General features: G+C 67.5%; 9 protein-coding genes. 3 read left to right on the top strand and 6 right to left on the bottom strand.

Going from position 1 to position 12,782, the window contains the following annotated elements; translation table 11 throughout:
• The first annotated feature begins 164 nt into the window (after positions 1 to 164).
• Positions 165 to 1,631, top strand: a complete 1,467-nt coding sequence (locus AB0N31_RS12165) for a CCA tRNA nucleotidyltransferase (RefSeq protein WP_366058271.1) — start codon at positions 165 to 167, stop codon at positions 1,629 to 1,631.
• Positions 1,632 to 1,729: 98 nt separating this feature from the next.
• Here the strand turns inward: AB0N31_RS12165 and AB0N31_RS12160 are convergent, their stop codons facing one another.
• From AB0N31_RS12160 to AB0N31_RS12145, 4 genes are all read right to left on the bottom strand, one after another.
• Positions 1,730 to 2,227 carry a hypothetical protein gene (locus tag AB0N31_RS12160; protein WP_366058270.1) on the bottom strand — a complete coding sequence of 166 codons (498 nt, stop codon included), beginning with the start codon at positions 2,225 to 2,227 and terminating at the stop codon, positions 1,730 to 1,732.
• Between the two features lie 125 nt (positions 2,228 to 2,352).
• Positions 2,353 to 3,615: an MFS transporter gene (locus AB0N31_RS12155; RefSeq protein ID WP_366058269.1), complete on the bottom strand. Its 1,263-nt coding sequence runs from the start codon at positions 3,613 to 3,615 to the stop codon at positions 2,353 to 2,355.
• A 161-nt stretch (positions 3,616 to 3,776) separates the two neighbouring features.
• On the bottom strand, positions 3,777 to 4,859 hold the full coding sequence (locus AB0N31_RS12150) for an inositol-3-phosphate synthase (protein WP_366058268.1): 1,083 nt from the start codon (positions 4,857 to 4,859) through the stop codon (positions 3,777 to 3,779).
• Positions 4,860 to 4,903: 44 nt separating this feature from the next.
• Positions 4,904 to 5,587: a helix-turn-helix transcriptional regulator gene (locus AB0N31_RS12145; protein ID WP_366058267.1), complete on the bottom strand. Its 684-nt coding sequence runs from the start codon at positions 5,585 to 5,587 to the stop codon at positions 4,904 to 4,906.
• 384 nt (positions 5,588 to 5,971) lie between these two features.
• Here AB0N31_RS12145 and AB0N31_RS12140 point away from each other — a divergent pair, with 384 nt between their 5' ends.
• Positions 5,972 to 8,656, top strand: a complete 2,685-nt coding sequence (locus tag AB0N31_RS12140) for a transglycosylase domain-containing protein (RefSeq protein WP_366058266.1) — start codon at positions 5,972 to 5,974, stop codon at positions 8,654 to 8,656.
• A 131-nt stretch (positions 8,657 to 8,787) separates the two neighbouring features.
• Positions 8,788 to 10,287 carry a glycosyltransferase 87 family protein gene (locus AB0N31_RS12135; protein ID WP_366058264.1) on the top strand — a complete coding sequence of 500 codons (1,500 nt, stop codon included), beginning with the start codon at positions 8,788 to 8,790 and terminating at the stop codon, positions 10,285 to 10,287.
• Positions 10,288 to 10,368: 81 nt separating this feature from the next.
• Here AB0N31_RS12135 and AB0N31_RS12130 read toward each other — a convergent pair whose 3' ends face one another.
• Together AB0N31_RS12130 and femX are read right to left on the bottom strand one after the other, a co-directional pair.
• Positions 10,369 to 11,400 (bottom strand): alanine racemase, encoded by a 1,032-nt coding sequence (locus AB0N31_RS12130; protein WP_366058263.1) that lies wholly within the window; start codon positions 11,398 to 11,400, stop codon positions 10,369 to 10,371.
• A gap of 91 nt (positions 11,401 to 11,491) precedes the next feature.
• The gene (gene femX, locus AB0N31_RS12125) at positions 11,492 to 12,613 is read right to left on the bottom strand and encodes a peptidoglycan bridge formation glycyltransferase FemX (RefSeq protein ID WP_363092320.1); all 1,122 of its coding nucleotides are present in this window, start codon (positions 12,611 to 12,613) and stop codon (positions 11,492 to 11,494) included.
• Positions 12,614 to 12,782: the final 169 nt, after the last annotated feature.

The raw sequence follows: 12,782 nt of genomic DNA, 5'->3' as shown, positions 1-12,782 counted from the left end.
CCGCAAGATCAGGTGCGACCGACGGCGCATCCTCTATGTGCAGGTATAGGAAGGAGCAGTCGCGTATGTCATGAAGGCTGGTGATTATGCGGCTGTTGAGGGAGGTGGCTGTCCCCTTTTTATAGGGCGCCCGTGCCGTGCCGGGCCACGTACCCTCTTCTGTTGTGCCGAACGCCAACGAAGACAACCTCAGTGTCCTGAGTCAGGTGCAACATCGCGCGGTGAGTGAACTGCTGCGGGTGGCTCCTGTCGCCGACGACCTCGCCCGCCGTTTCCAGGAGGCCGGGTTCTCGCTCGCCCTGGTCGGCGGTTCGGTCCGGGACGCGTTGCTCGGCCGACTCGGCAACGACCTCGACTTCACGACGGACGCTCGCCCCGAGGACGTGCTGAAGATCGTCCGACCCTGGGCGGACGCCGTATGGGAGGTCGGGATCGCGTTCGGCACGGTGGGAGCGCAGAAGGAAGCCCGCGTCGGAGGTGTTGATCGGAGCTTCCAGATCGAGGTGACCACCTACCGGTCGGAGGCCTACGACCGGACGTCCCGCAAGCCCGAGGTGTCGTACGGCGACTCCATCGAGCAGGACCTGGTGCGGCGCGACTTCACGGTGAACGCGATGGCCGTGGCACTCCCGGAGAAGGAGTTCATCGATCCGCACGGCGGCCTCCATGATCTCGCCGCGCGAGTGCTGCGCACCCCGGGGACGCCGGAGGAGTCCTTCTCGGACGACCCGCTGCGGATGATGCGTGCCGCCCGCTTCGCCGCCCAGCTCGACTTCGAGGTGGCCCCGGAGGTCATCACGGCGATGACCGAGATGGCCGGCCGGCTCGAGATCGTCTCGGCCGAGCGGGTGCGGGACGAGCTGAACAAGCTGATCCTTTCCTCGTATCCCCGTAAGGGCCTGACGCTGCTGGTCGACACCGGGCTCGCCGAGTACGTGCTGCCGGAGTTGCCCGCCCTGCGGCTGGAGAGCGACGAGCATCACCGGCACAAAGACGTCTATGAGCACACGCTGATCGTCCTGGAGCAGGCGATCGCGTTGGAGGGGGACGGCCCCGACCTCACCCTCCGTCTGGCCGCGCTGTTGCACGACATCGGCAAGCCGCGAACCCGTCGGTTCGAGAAGGACGGCAGGGTCTCCTTCCACCATCACGAGGTGGTCGGCGCGAAGATGACCAAGAAGCGCATGACCGCACTGAAGTACTCCAACGAACTGGTGAAGGACGTCTCACGCCTGGTCGAACTTCACCTTCGTTTCCACGGCTACGGGACCGGTGAATGGACGGACTCCGCCGTCCGCCGGTACGTACGGGACGCCGGGCCGCTCCTCGAGCGCCTTCACAAGCTGACCCGCTCCGACTGCACGACGCGCAACAAGCGCAGGGCGACCGCGCTCTCACGTGCGTACGACGGGTTGGAGGAGCGTATCGACGAGTTGAAGGAACAGGAGGAGCTGGACGCGATCCGTCCGGACCTCGACGGCAACCAGATCATGGAGATCCTGGGTGTTGGTCCCGGCCCTGCCGTGGGCAAGGCCTACAAGCACCTGCTCGAACTCCGGCTGGAGAACGGCCCGATGGAGTACGACGCGGCGGTGGCGGCACTTCAGGAGTGGTGGGTCAAGGAGGCCTGAGGCGTGCGCAGCGGGGGCATGTTTCACGTGAAACATGCCCCGTCCGGATATGCCGAGGGGCGGTGTTTCACGTGAAACACCGCCCCTCGGCGCCTGCCTTACTTCGTGTAGTCCTTCAGGCAGAGCAGGAAGTTACTGCCGTCGCCGGTCTCGGTGTACGAGTACTGGAAGTCCTTCGCCTTTTCCGAACACTTGGTCTCCGCGCTGATCGCGGAGAAGTCGCCCTTGACCTTCGCCAGCACCACGTACTGGGCCTTCGAGGAGCTGCACTCGACGACCTCAAGGTCGGGGTCATTGTTGTCGGTGCTGCCGCGGTGCATGCAGTCACCGACCGCCGCGGTGTTGGCGTCGTCCTGGCTCGATATGAAGGCGGCGATGCCCGCGCCGATGACAGCCAGGACGATCACGACGTTCTTGATCAGTTTGAAGCTGACCTTGCGGCTGGGCGGCGCTGGGGGGACCACGCCGTAGGGGGCGGTGGGCTGCTGCGGGAAGCCCGGCTGCGGCGGGTACGGCGCCTGGCCCTGCGGCTGGCCGTAGGGCTGCTGGCCCTGCTGCGCGAACGGATTCTGGCCTTGGGGCGGCGGAGTCGTCACTGGGGGTCCCCCTAGAGAGCATAGGTGTGCGACGCGCGTGAGGCGCGAGATAAGACGCACGTAAATTACCGGCCACCACTGACAACGCTGTAGCCCAGGAGGGGTCTGTGGCATTGATGTGACACTTACTGGCGTTCAAATCGAGCCATAGCCGCAGAAACAGCCCCGTAGGTAACGGCGACCGCGACCACCAGGGCCGTGGAGCGCCCGTCCGGCGGCAGCATCACGGCGGCCACTCCGGCGGCGCCGACGAAGGCGACGTTGAACAGCACGTCGTAGAGGGAGAAGACACGGCCGCGGAAGCCGTCCTCCACGGAGAACTGGACGATGGTGTCGGTGGCGATCTTCGCGCCCTGGGTGACGAGCCCCAGGACGAAAGCCGCGACGAACGCGGTGGCTTCGGCGAAGGGAAGCATCAGCGCGGGTTCCAGCACGGCGGCCACGGCCGAGCAGACGACGATCCAGCGGCCCGGGCCCAGACGCCCGGTGGCGGACGGGGTCACCACGGCCGCCACGAAGAAGCCCACGCCCGCGATGCCCACCGCCAGCCCCAGCAGGGCCAGCCCTTCGTCCGGGTCGGAGGACCAGGAGTACCGGCAGAGCATCAGCGTCATGACGGTCAGGGCGCCGTAGCAGAACCGCATCAGCGTGATCGCGCCGAGTGCCCAGGCGGCCTGCCGGCGACCCGGCTCGGCGAGATGACGCAGGCCGGCCGCCAGACCGCGGGCCGTTCCGCGGAGGGTGGTCATGAGACGGGGCGGGATCCGGCCCCGTTCGGGTCCGAGCAGATCCACCGCCAGGCGCAGGGACACCAGGGCGGCGCACAGGTACAGGGCCGAGCCCAGCAGGACGACGACGGCGTCGGAGTCGGCGGCCAGCAACCGGACCATGAAGGCGAGCCCTCCCCCGGCGGTTGCGGCGAGCGTGCCCGCCGTCGGTGAGAAGGAGTTGGCGATGACCAGGCGCTCGGCATCGACCACGCGCGGCAGCGCCGCCGACAGACCGGAGAGGACGAAGCGGTTGACCGCGGTGACGCAGAGAGCGGAGGCGTAGAAGAGCCAGTCGGGAACGCCGGTGACGATCAGGGCGGCCGTGACCGAGGCCAGCAGGGCCCGCAGGAGGTTGCCGTAGAGGAACACCTGGCGGCGGCGCCAGCGATCCAGCAGGACGCCGGCGAAGGGGCCGACCAGGGAGTACGGGAGGAGCAGCACCGCCATCGCGGAGGCGATCGCGGTGGCCGAGGTCTGTTTCTCCGGGGAGAAGACGACGTAGGCCGCGAGCGCGACCTGGTAGACGCCGTCGGCGCACTGGGAGAGGAGCCGTACGGCGAGCAGGCGCCGGAAGTTGCCGAAGCGCAGCAGGATGCGCAGATCGCGGACGACGGCCATGGGGGACAGCCTCACATACGGCGAAGCCCCCGGATCGCACGACCCGGGGGCCCTCGTCAGCCCTGGCAGGAGCGAATTTCAGCGCTGCCGGACGCAGCGCGGTGTGCCGACCGAGCCGGCGCGCGACCCTTGGTCGTGTCTGCGCGCCGTGCTCGGTCGAATCAGCGCTCGACTTCGCCGCGGATGAACTTCTCGACGTTCTCGTAGGCCTCGTCGTCGAAGTACTGGACCGGCGGGGACTTCATGAAGTAGCTCGACGCCGACAGGATCGGGCCGCCGATGCCGCGGTCCTTGGCGATCTTCGCGGCGCGCAGGGCGTCGATGATGACACCCGCGGAGTTCGGGGAGTCCCACACCTCGAGCTTGTACTCCAGGTTCAGCGGGACGTCACCGAAGGCGCGGCCCTCGAGACGGACGTACGCCCACTTGCGGTCGTCGAGCCAGGCCACGTAGTCCGAGGGACCGATGTGGACGTTCTTCTCGCCCATGTCGCGGTCGGGGATCTGCGAGGTGACGGCCTGCGTCTTCGAGATCTTCTTCGACTCGAGGCGGTCGCGCTCCAGCATGTTCTTGAAGTCCATGTTGCCGCCGACGTTGAGCTGCATGGTGCGCTCGAGCCGGACACCGCGGTCCTCGAACAGCTTCGCCATCACACGGTGCGTGATGGTGGCGCCGACCTGGGACTTGATGTCGTCACCGATGATCGGCACGCCGGCCTCGGTGAACTTGTCCGCCCACTCCTTGGTGCCAGCGATGAAGACCGGGAGGGCGTTGACGAAGGCGACCTTGGCGTCGATGGCGCACTGGGCGTAGAACTTCGCCGCGTCCTCGGAACCGACGGGCAGGTAGCAGACGAGGACGTCGACCTGCTTGTCCTTCAGGACCTGGACGACGTCCACCGGCTCCTCGGCGGACTCCTCGATGGTCTGGCGGTAGTACTTGCCGAGACCGTCGAGGGTGTGGCCGCGCTGGACCGTGATGCCCTTGTTCGGCACGTCGCAGATCTTGATGGTGTTGTTCTCGCTGGCACCGATGGCGTCCGAGAGGTCGAGGCCGACCTTCTTCGCGTCGACGTCGAAGGCGGCGACGAACTCGACGTCACCGACGTGGTAGTCCCCGAACTGCACGTGCATCAGGCCCGGGACCTTGGACGCCGGGTCGGCGTCCTTGTAGTACTCGACGCCCTGCACCAGCGACGCCGCGCAGTTGCCCACGCCGACGATGGCTACGCGAACCGAACCCATTCCGGTTGCTCCCTGTGTGTACGAGTGAGGCCCTGAGTGGGCGCTCACGTGGCGGTTTCGCCGGGCGTATCCGTCCCGAGGGTGTCCCCGGGACGGGGCAGGCCGCCCGTCGATCCAGATGTGGTGTTCTGCTGAGCGGATCCTCCGGGACCGGACCCCTTCAGGTCCCGTCCGGCCCGCTCGCTCTCGATGAGCTCGTTCAGCCAGCGCACTTCGCGCTCCACGGACTCCATTCCGTGGCGCTGGAGCTCAAGCGTGTAGTCGTCGAGGCGTTCCCTGGTGCGCGCCAGTGAGGCGCGCATCTTCTCGAGGCGCTCCTCCAGGCGGCTGCGACGGCCCTCCAGGACGCGCATGCGCACATCGCGGGAGGTCTGGCCGAAGAAGGCGAAGCGAGCGGCGAAGGTCTCGTCCTCGTACGCGTCCGGGCCCGTCTGGGAGAGAAGTTCCTCGAAGTGCTCCTTACCCTCTGCCGTCAGCCGGTAGACGATCTTGGCGCGGCGTCCGGTGAGCGGAGCGGCCAGAGTGTCCTCCGGGCTGTTTCCCGCCTCTTCGATCAACCAGCCGTTGGCGACGAGCGTCTTGAGGCAGGGGTAGAGGGTTCCGTAGCTGAAGGCACGGAACACGCCCAGTGAGGTATTGAGTCGTTTGCGCAGCTCGTAGCCGTGCATCGGGGACTCGCGGAGCAGTCCGAGGACGGCGAACTCGAGGATTCCGGAACGCCGGCTCATCGTCGCCTCCTCTCTCTCGCGACCCGTGGTGACGGGCCCGCTGACGGTCTTATGCCGTGCTGATGTATCGACTCGATACATCAGCACGATAGAACGGCCCTGCGGCTGGAACAAGGGGGGCGGTAGTGAACGGGATCACATCACGGTTTCGTTGCGGGCAAGTTGCCTGGTTTGAGATGAACTTCGGAGCTGGACGGGTTTTGAGGGTGCGTAGTCTGTGCGCCATGAAAACCACCGGGACTCGCGAGACGCCGGGGGGCGTCGAGTTCCCCGGTGCGGTACGGGTGAATGCGCCAGCGACCCCATCCGTACTTCGGGGGGACAGGAAACCAGCCGCCGTTTCCAGGCGCGCACGGATGCGCCTGCCCGAGGAGTAGTCGTTCGATGAGCGAGCACCGTCGCAAACCGCCGCAGCCGCAGGAAGGCGGACGTGCCGCGGCCCGACGCGGCCAGTCCGGCTCGTCCTCCGGCCGCCGTGCGGCACCGCGAGGCGCCACCGGGTCTCCTTCCGACTCGTACGGGTCGGGCTTCCACGGGCCGGGAGGCGAGGACCCGTCCTCCGGTGGCCGCGCCGGCGCCCGGCGCGTGGCACAGAGGAGCGCGGGCGGCCGGCGCAGAGCCGCCGAGCCGGCAGGAGGCCGCCGAGGCGGACCGTCCGGTCCTTCGGGCCGGGGTCGTCCGGCCTCCGCCAAGAAACGCCTGGTCGACTATCCGCGCGCCGGCAAGTACGGCTGGCAGCGCTGGGTGCCGTCCTGGAAACTCGTCACCGGCCTGTTCGTCGGCTTCATGGGCAGCCTGGTCGCGGTGGCGGGCGTCGGGTACGCCATGGTCGCCGTCCCGAAGGTCGACGAGACCGCCACGGCGCAGAACAACGTCTACTACTGGAGCGACGGCAGCCAGATGGTCGCCACCGGTGGTGAGACGAACCGCCAGATCATCGATCTCTCGCAGATCCCCGAGGCGATGCGCTGGGCGGTGATCTCGCAGGAGAACAAGACGTTCTACGACGACAGCGGCATCGACCCCAAGGGCATCGCGCGTGCGGTGTTCAACATGGCGCGGGGTGGACAGACGCAGGGCGGCTCGACCATCACCCAGCAGTACGTCAAGAACGCCATGCTGAACGACCAGTCCCAGACGATCTCCCGCAAGTTCAAGGAGATCTTCGTGTCGATAAAGGTCGGGGCGGAGGAGGACAAGGACGACATCATCGAGGGCTATCTGAACTCGGCGTACTACGGGCGCAACGCCTACGGGATCCAGGCGGCCGCCCGCGCCTACTTCGACAAGGACGCCATCAAGCTCAACGAGGGCGAGTGCGCCTTCCTGGCCGCCACGCTGAAGGGCGCCACCTACTACGACCCCGCCGGCGCCACCTCCATCGACGCGGCCGCGACGCCGGAGGCCAACCGCAAACGGGCTCTGACCCAGATGCAGGACACCCTCGACAAGATGGTCGAGTACAAGCACCTGGATGCCGCCAAGCGGGCCACGTTCACCACCCTGCCCAAGCTGGAGAATCCGCGGTCGAACACCCAGCTGAGCGGTCAGACCGGCTACCTCGTCGACCTTGCCAACGGCTACGTGATCACCCACAGCAAGGAAACCGGGATCACGCAGGACAAGCTTCAGCAGGGCGGCTACTCGATCTACACGACCTTCGACAAGAACAAGGTCAAGCAACTGGAGAAGGCCGTCTCCGCGGTCCAGAAGGCCAACATCAAGCCGAAGGAACGCCCCGACACGGACACCCACGTCCAGTTCGGCGGAGCGTCCGTCAACCCGGCGACCGGCGCCATCGAGGCGATCTACGGCGGTGAGGACGCGACCAAGCACTTCACCAACAACGCCGACCAGACCGGTGCCCAGGTGGGCTCCACGTTCAAGCCGTTCGTCCTCGCGGCGGCGATGAGCTGGGGCGTCCGGGACAAGGACCTCGGCTCGTCGCAGGCCCAGGACGAGCGCACCATCGTCTCCCCCAAGAGCCTGTTCAGCGGCAAGAACAAGCTCAAGATCAAGAACTACGACGGGACGATCTGGAAGAACGAGAAGGGCGAGGAGTGGCTGCAGACCAACGACGGTCAGGCCTCCTACGGCAGCCCGCCCAACTTCAAGATCGACCTGCGGGAGGCGATGCGCGAGTCGGTGAACTCCGCATTCGTCCAACTGGGCATGGACGTCGGTCTGGACAAGGTGAAGCTGGCCGCCACGAGCGCCGGCATCAAGGAGAGCAGCCTCACCGGTGCCGACTTCCCGTCGTTCTCGATCGGTATCTCCGACCCGAGCGCGATCCGGATGGCCGGTTCCTACGCCACCTTCGCGGCCAGCGGCAAGCAGCGTGACCCCTACTCGGTCCAGAAGGTCACGAGCCGGGACGGCGTGATCTACACGCACAAGACCGAGACGAAGGAGGGGTTCACCTCCAAGGTCGCGGACAACGTCACGGACGTCCTGAAGACCGTGGTCGAGAAGGGAACGGGTACCGCCGCGCAGTTGCCCGGTCGTGACGTGGCCGGCAAGACCGGTACCACCGACGGCAACAAGTCGGCCTGGTTCGTCGGCTACACGCCGCAGCTGTCGACCGCGATCACCATGTTCCGGTACGACGACGACGAGACCAAGAAGAACCGCACGTTCCTGGAGATGTTCGGAACCGGTGGCCAGAAGAAGATCCACGGTGCTTCGTTCCCGGCGGAGATCTGGCACGACTACATGGCCGAGGCCATGAAGGACCTGCCGAAGAAGAGCTTCCCGGAACCCGAGCCCATCGGTGAGGTCCTCAACGAGGACCCGATCCCGTCGCCCAGCCCGTCGGTCACGGAGAGCGAGGAGGCGAGCCCCTCGCCGTCTCCGACCCCCACGGAGTCGGAACAGCCTGAGCCGTCGCCCTCCCCGAGCGACACCTGCAACAACTTCTTCGGTTGCGACAACAACTCGGGCGGCGCGAACGGCGGGGGCACCACCGACGGCGGTACCGGAACGACGAGCCCCTCCCCCTCACCCAGCGACACCGGGGACGTCACCAAAGGCAACGGCAACGGCGGCTTCTTCGGAGGATCGAGCGGCTAGTCGGGCAATCGCCTCACACATGCGTTTCACGTGAAACATGAGGACGTTTCACGTGAAACGAGGGCCGCCCCACCGGACCAGGTGGGGCGGCCCTCGGCGTTTTGCTAGGTCCGTACGGCAGGATGTGGGCCATGCCCAGTGCAGAATCGACGCCAGCGCGCGTGCGCGAGCCTGATCCGGTGCAGCCGACCAGGAACGACGAGGTGGCCGCGGCCGGCAGTGAGCTGATCGGCGGCCCATTGGGGCGGCGAGCCCTGACCGGGACGTCCTGGCTGTCGCCTGTACGGGTGGTCGCGCTCGTGGCCATCGGGATGTTCGCCCTCGGCCTGATCCAGAAGGCGCCCTGCTACAACGGCGGCTGGTTCTTCGGCGCCGTCTCCCAGTACACGCACGCGTGCTACTCGGACATCCCGCACCTCTACCAGGGGCGCGGATTCGCCGACGGACTCGTGCCGTACTTCGACAAGCTCCCCGGCGACATGCAGTACCTCGAATACCCGGTCCTCACCGGAGTTTTCATGGAAGTGGCCGCCTGGCTGACGCCGGGCAGCGGCAGCGCCCAGCACCAGGGCCAGTGGTACTGGATGGTCAACGCGGGAATGCTGATGGCGTGCGCGGCCGTCATCGCCGTCTGTGTGGCCCGGACGCATGCCCGGCGGCCCTGGGACGGCCTGCTGGTGGCCCTGGCGCCCGCGTTCGCGCTGACCGCCACCATCAACTGGGATCTCCTGGCAGTCGCTCTGACGGCCGCGGCCATGCTGATGTGGTCACGCGGACGGGCGCTGGCTTTCGGCGTCCTGCTGGGGCTCGCCACCGCCGCCAAGCTCTATCCCGTCTTCCTCCTGGGCCCGCTGTTCGTCCTGTGCTGGCGAGCGGGGAAGTGGCGGGACTTCGGTACGGCCCTCGGCGGTGCGGTTGTCGCCTGGCTGGTGGTGAACCTGCCGGTGATGCTCTTCGCCTTCGAAGGCTGGTCGAAGTTCTACACGTTCAGCCAGGAGCGGGGAGTCGACTTCGGGTCGTTCTGGTTGATCCTGGCTCAGAACTCCAGCGATCCGCTCACCACCGACAGCGTCAACACGCTCGCCACGCTTCTGGTCGTGGCGTGCGGACTGGGGATCGGGGCGCTGACGCTGACGGCTCCGCGGCGCCCCCGCTTCGCTCAGCTGGCCTTCCTGATCGTGGCGGCCTTCATCCTCACCAACAAGGTCTACTCGCCGCAGTACGTCCTGTGGCTCGTGCCGCTGGCTGTTCTGGCCCGGCCCAAATGGCGGGACTTCCTGATCTGGCAGGCCTGCGAGGTGGCGTACTTCCTCGGCATCTGGCTGTACCTCGCCTACACCACCAGCGGAGAGGCCCACAAGGGACTGCCGGCCGACGGCTATCACTGGGCCATCGGTGTCCACCTGCTGGGGACGCTCTACCTGTGCGTGATGGTGGTGCGGGACATCCTGATGCCCGAGCGGGACGTGGTCCGCCGGGCCGGGGACGATGATCCGTCGGGTGGGGTGCTCGACGGTGCGGAGGACGTCTTCGTCCTGGGTGCGGCGGCTCATCCCGCCCGGCACGCCGCCCACTTCGAGGGGCCGCAGGTGGAGTGGGGCAAGCGGGACACCGTCGACGGTTCGCCCTGAGCGAACACGCCGGAGCCCGGCGACCACGTGAAAGGCCGTACACGGAAACCCGTGTCCGGCCTTTCGTCGTCGCTGTGCTGCTCAGTGGTCCACGATGCGGTCGAACTGCGTGGTGGTGTGCCGCAGATGGGCCACCAACTCGTCGCCGACCGTCGGCTCCGGCGCGTCCGAGGGGACGAACAGGATGGACACCTGCATGTGCGGCGGCTCGGCGAACCAGCGCTGCTTGCCGCCCCACACGAACGGCGAGAGGTTCCGGTTCACCGTGGCCAGGCCGGCGCGTGCGACGCCCTTGGCGCGCGGCATGACGCCGTGCAGGGCCTTGGGGGCCTCCAGGCCCACCCCGTGCGACGTACCGCCCGCCACGACCACCAGGAAGCCGTCGGAGGCCGCCCTCTGCTGCCGGTAGCCGAACCGGTCGCCCTTGGCGACGCGCGTGACGTCCAGGACGGCGCCGCGGTACTCGGTGGCCTCGTGGTCCCCCAGCCACAGCCGCGTGCCGATGCGGGCACGGAAGCGGGTCTGCGGGAACTGCTGCTGCAGGCGGCTGAGTTCATCGGCCTTGAGGTGGCTCACGAACATCGTGTGCAGCGGTAGCCGGGCCGCGCGCAGCCGGTCCATCCAGCCGATGACCTCCTCGACGGCGTCCGAGCCGTCGGTACGGTCCAGCGGCAGGTGGATGGCGAAGCCCTCCAGGCGGACGTTCTCTATGGCGGCGTGCAGCTGCGGCAGATCCTGCTCGCTGATGCCGTGCCGCTTCATCGAGGACATCACCTCGATCACCACGCGCGCGCCCACGAGGCCGTAGACACCGTCGATCGACGACACCGACCGCACGACCCGGTCCGGCAGCGGGACGGGCTCCTCGCCGCGCCGGTACGGCGTCAGCACCAGCAGGTCACCGCCGAAGAAGTCCTTGATGCGCGCGGCTTCATAAGTCGTACCGACGGCGAGGATGTCCGAGCCCAGCCGGGTGGCCTCCTCCGCCAGCCGCTCGTGCCCGAAGCCGTAGCCGTTGCCCTTGCAGACCGGGACGAGTCCCGGGAACTGCTCCTGCACGTGCTTGTGGTGCGCCCGCCAGCGCGCGGTGTCGACGTAGAGCGTGAGCGCCATGGCCGGACCTGGAACCTTTCTCGTGGCTGCGGTGTGTCAGAGGTGGGGAGCTGTCGAGACGTAGGACGTCATCGAAGCAGCTGACGGGTGATCAGCGGCGCGACATGTAGATGTCGAGCGCCTTGTGGAGCAGCTTGTTCAGCGGGAAGTCCCACTCGCCCAGATACTCGGCGGCCTGCCCGCCCGTGCCGACCTTGAACTGGATCAGGCCGAACAGGTGGTCCGACTCGTCCAGCGAGTCGGAGATGCCGCGCAGGTCGTACACGGACGCGCCGAGCGCGTAGGCGTCGCGCAGCATCCGCCACTGCATCGCGTTCGAGGGGCGGAACTCACGGCCGATGTTGTCGGAGGCGCCGTAGGAGTACCAGACGTGCCCGCCGACGATCAGCATGGTCGCCGCCGAGAGGTTCACGCCGTTGTGGCGGGCGAAGTACAGCCGCATGCGGTTGGGGTCCTCGGTGTTGAGGGCCGTCCACATGCGCTGGAAGTACGACAGCGGGCGTGGCCGGAAGTGGTCGCGCACCGCCGTGATCTCGTAGAGCCGCTGCCACTCCTCGAGGTCGTGGTAGCCGCCCTGGACGACCTCGACGCCGGCCTTCTCGGCCTTCTTGATGTTGCGGCGCCAGAGCTGGTTGAAGTTCCTGTGGACCTCTTCGAGGGAACGGTTCGCCAGCGGCACCTGGTAGACGTAGCGCGGCTGGACGTCGCCGAAGCCGGCGCCGCCGTCCTCACCCTGCTGCCAGCCCATGCGCCGCAGCTTGTCCGCCACCTCGAAGGCCCGCGGTTCGATGAAGTCGGCCTCGACGTCCCGCAGTCGCTTCACGTCCGGGTTCTGGATGCCCGCTTTGATGGAGGAGGCCTCCCAGCGCCGGATGATCACCGGCGGACCCATCTTCACGGAGAAGGCGCCCTGATGCTTGAGGTGCGCGAGCATCGGTTCCAGCCACTCGGTCAGATTCGGCGCGTACCAGTTGATGACCGGCCCTTCGGGCAGGTAGGCGAGGTAGCGCTTGATCTTGGGGAGCTGGCGGTAGAGGACGAGACCGGCACCGACGAGTTCACCGGTCCTGCCGTCGAACCAGCCGAGGCTCTCCGACCGCCACTCGGCCTTGACGTCTGCCCAGGCCGGAACCTGCATGTGGCTCGCCGCAGGCAGGCTCTGGATGTACGCCAGATGCTGCTCGCGGCTGATCGTCCTCAGGGTCAGGCTCATTCGGGGCGCTCCTCGGGCTGGTGTGTCCCCATGGGTACAGGGGCTCCGGCTCTCGCGCCGAAGCCTACTGCGCCGTGCGAGCGCCCCGACTGGGCGTACGGCACCTTTGCCCCGGCCAGTGGACGGCCGGGGCGTTCCGCCGGTGCTCTGCGGCTCCGGAAGCCGACAC

This window comes from Streptomyces sp. NPDC051051, assembly GCF_040682975.1.
Taxonomy (GTDB): Bacteria; Actinomycetota; Actinomycetes; order Streptomycetales; family Streptomycetaceae; genus Streptomyces.
The sequence above is the reverse complement of the archived record's forward strand: the minus strand, read 5'-3'. Positions and strand labels throughout refer to the sequence as shown.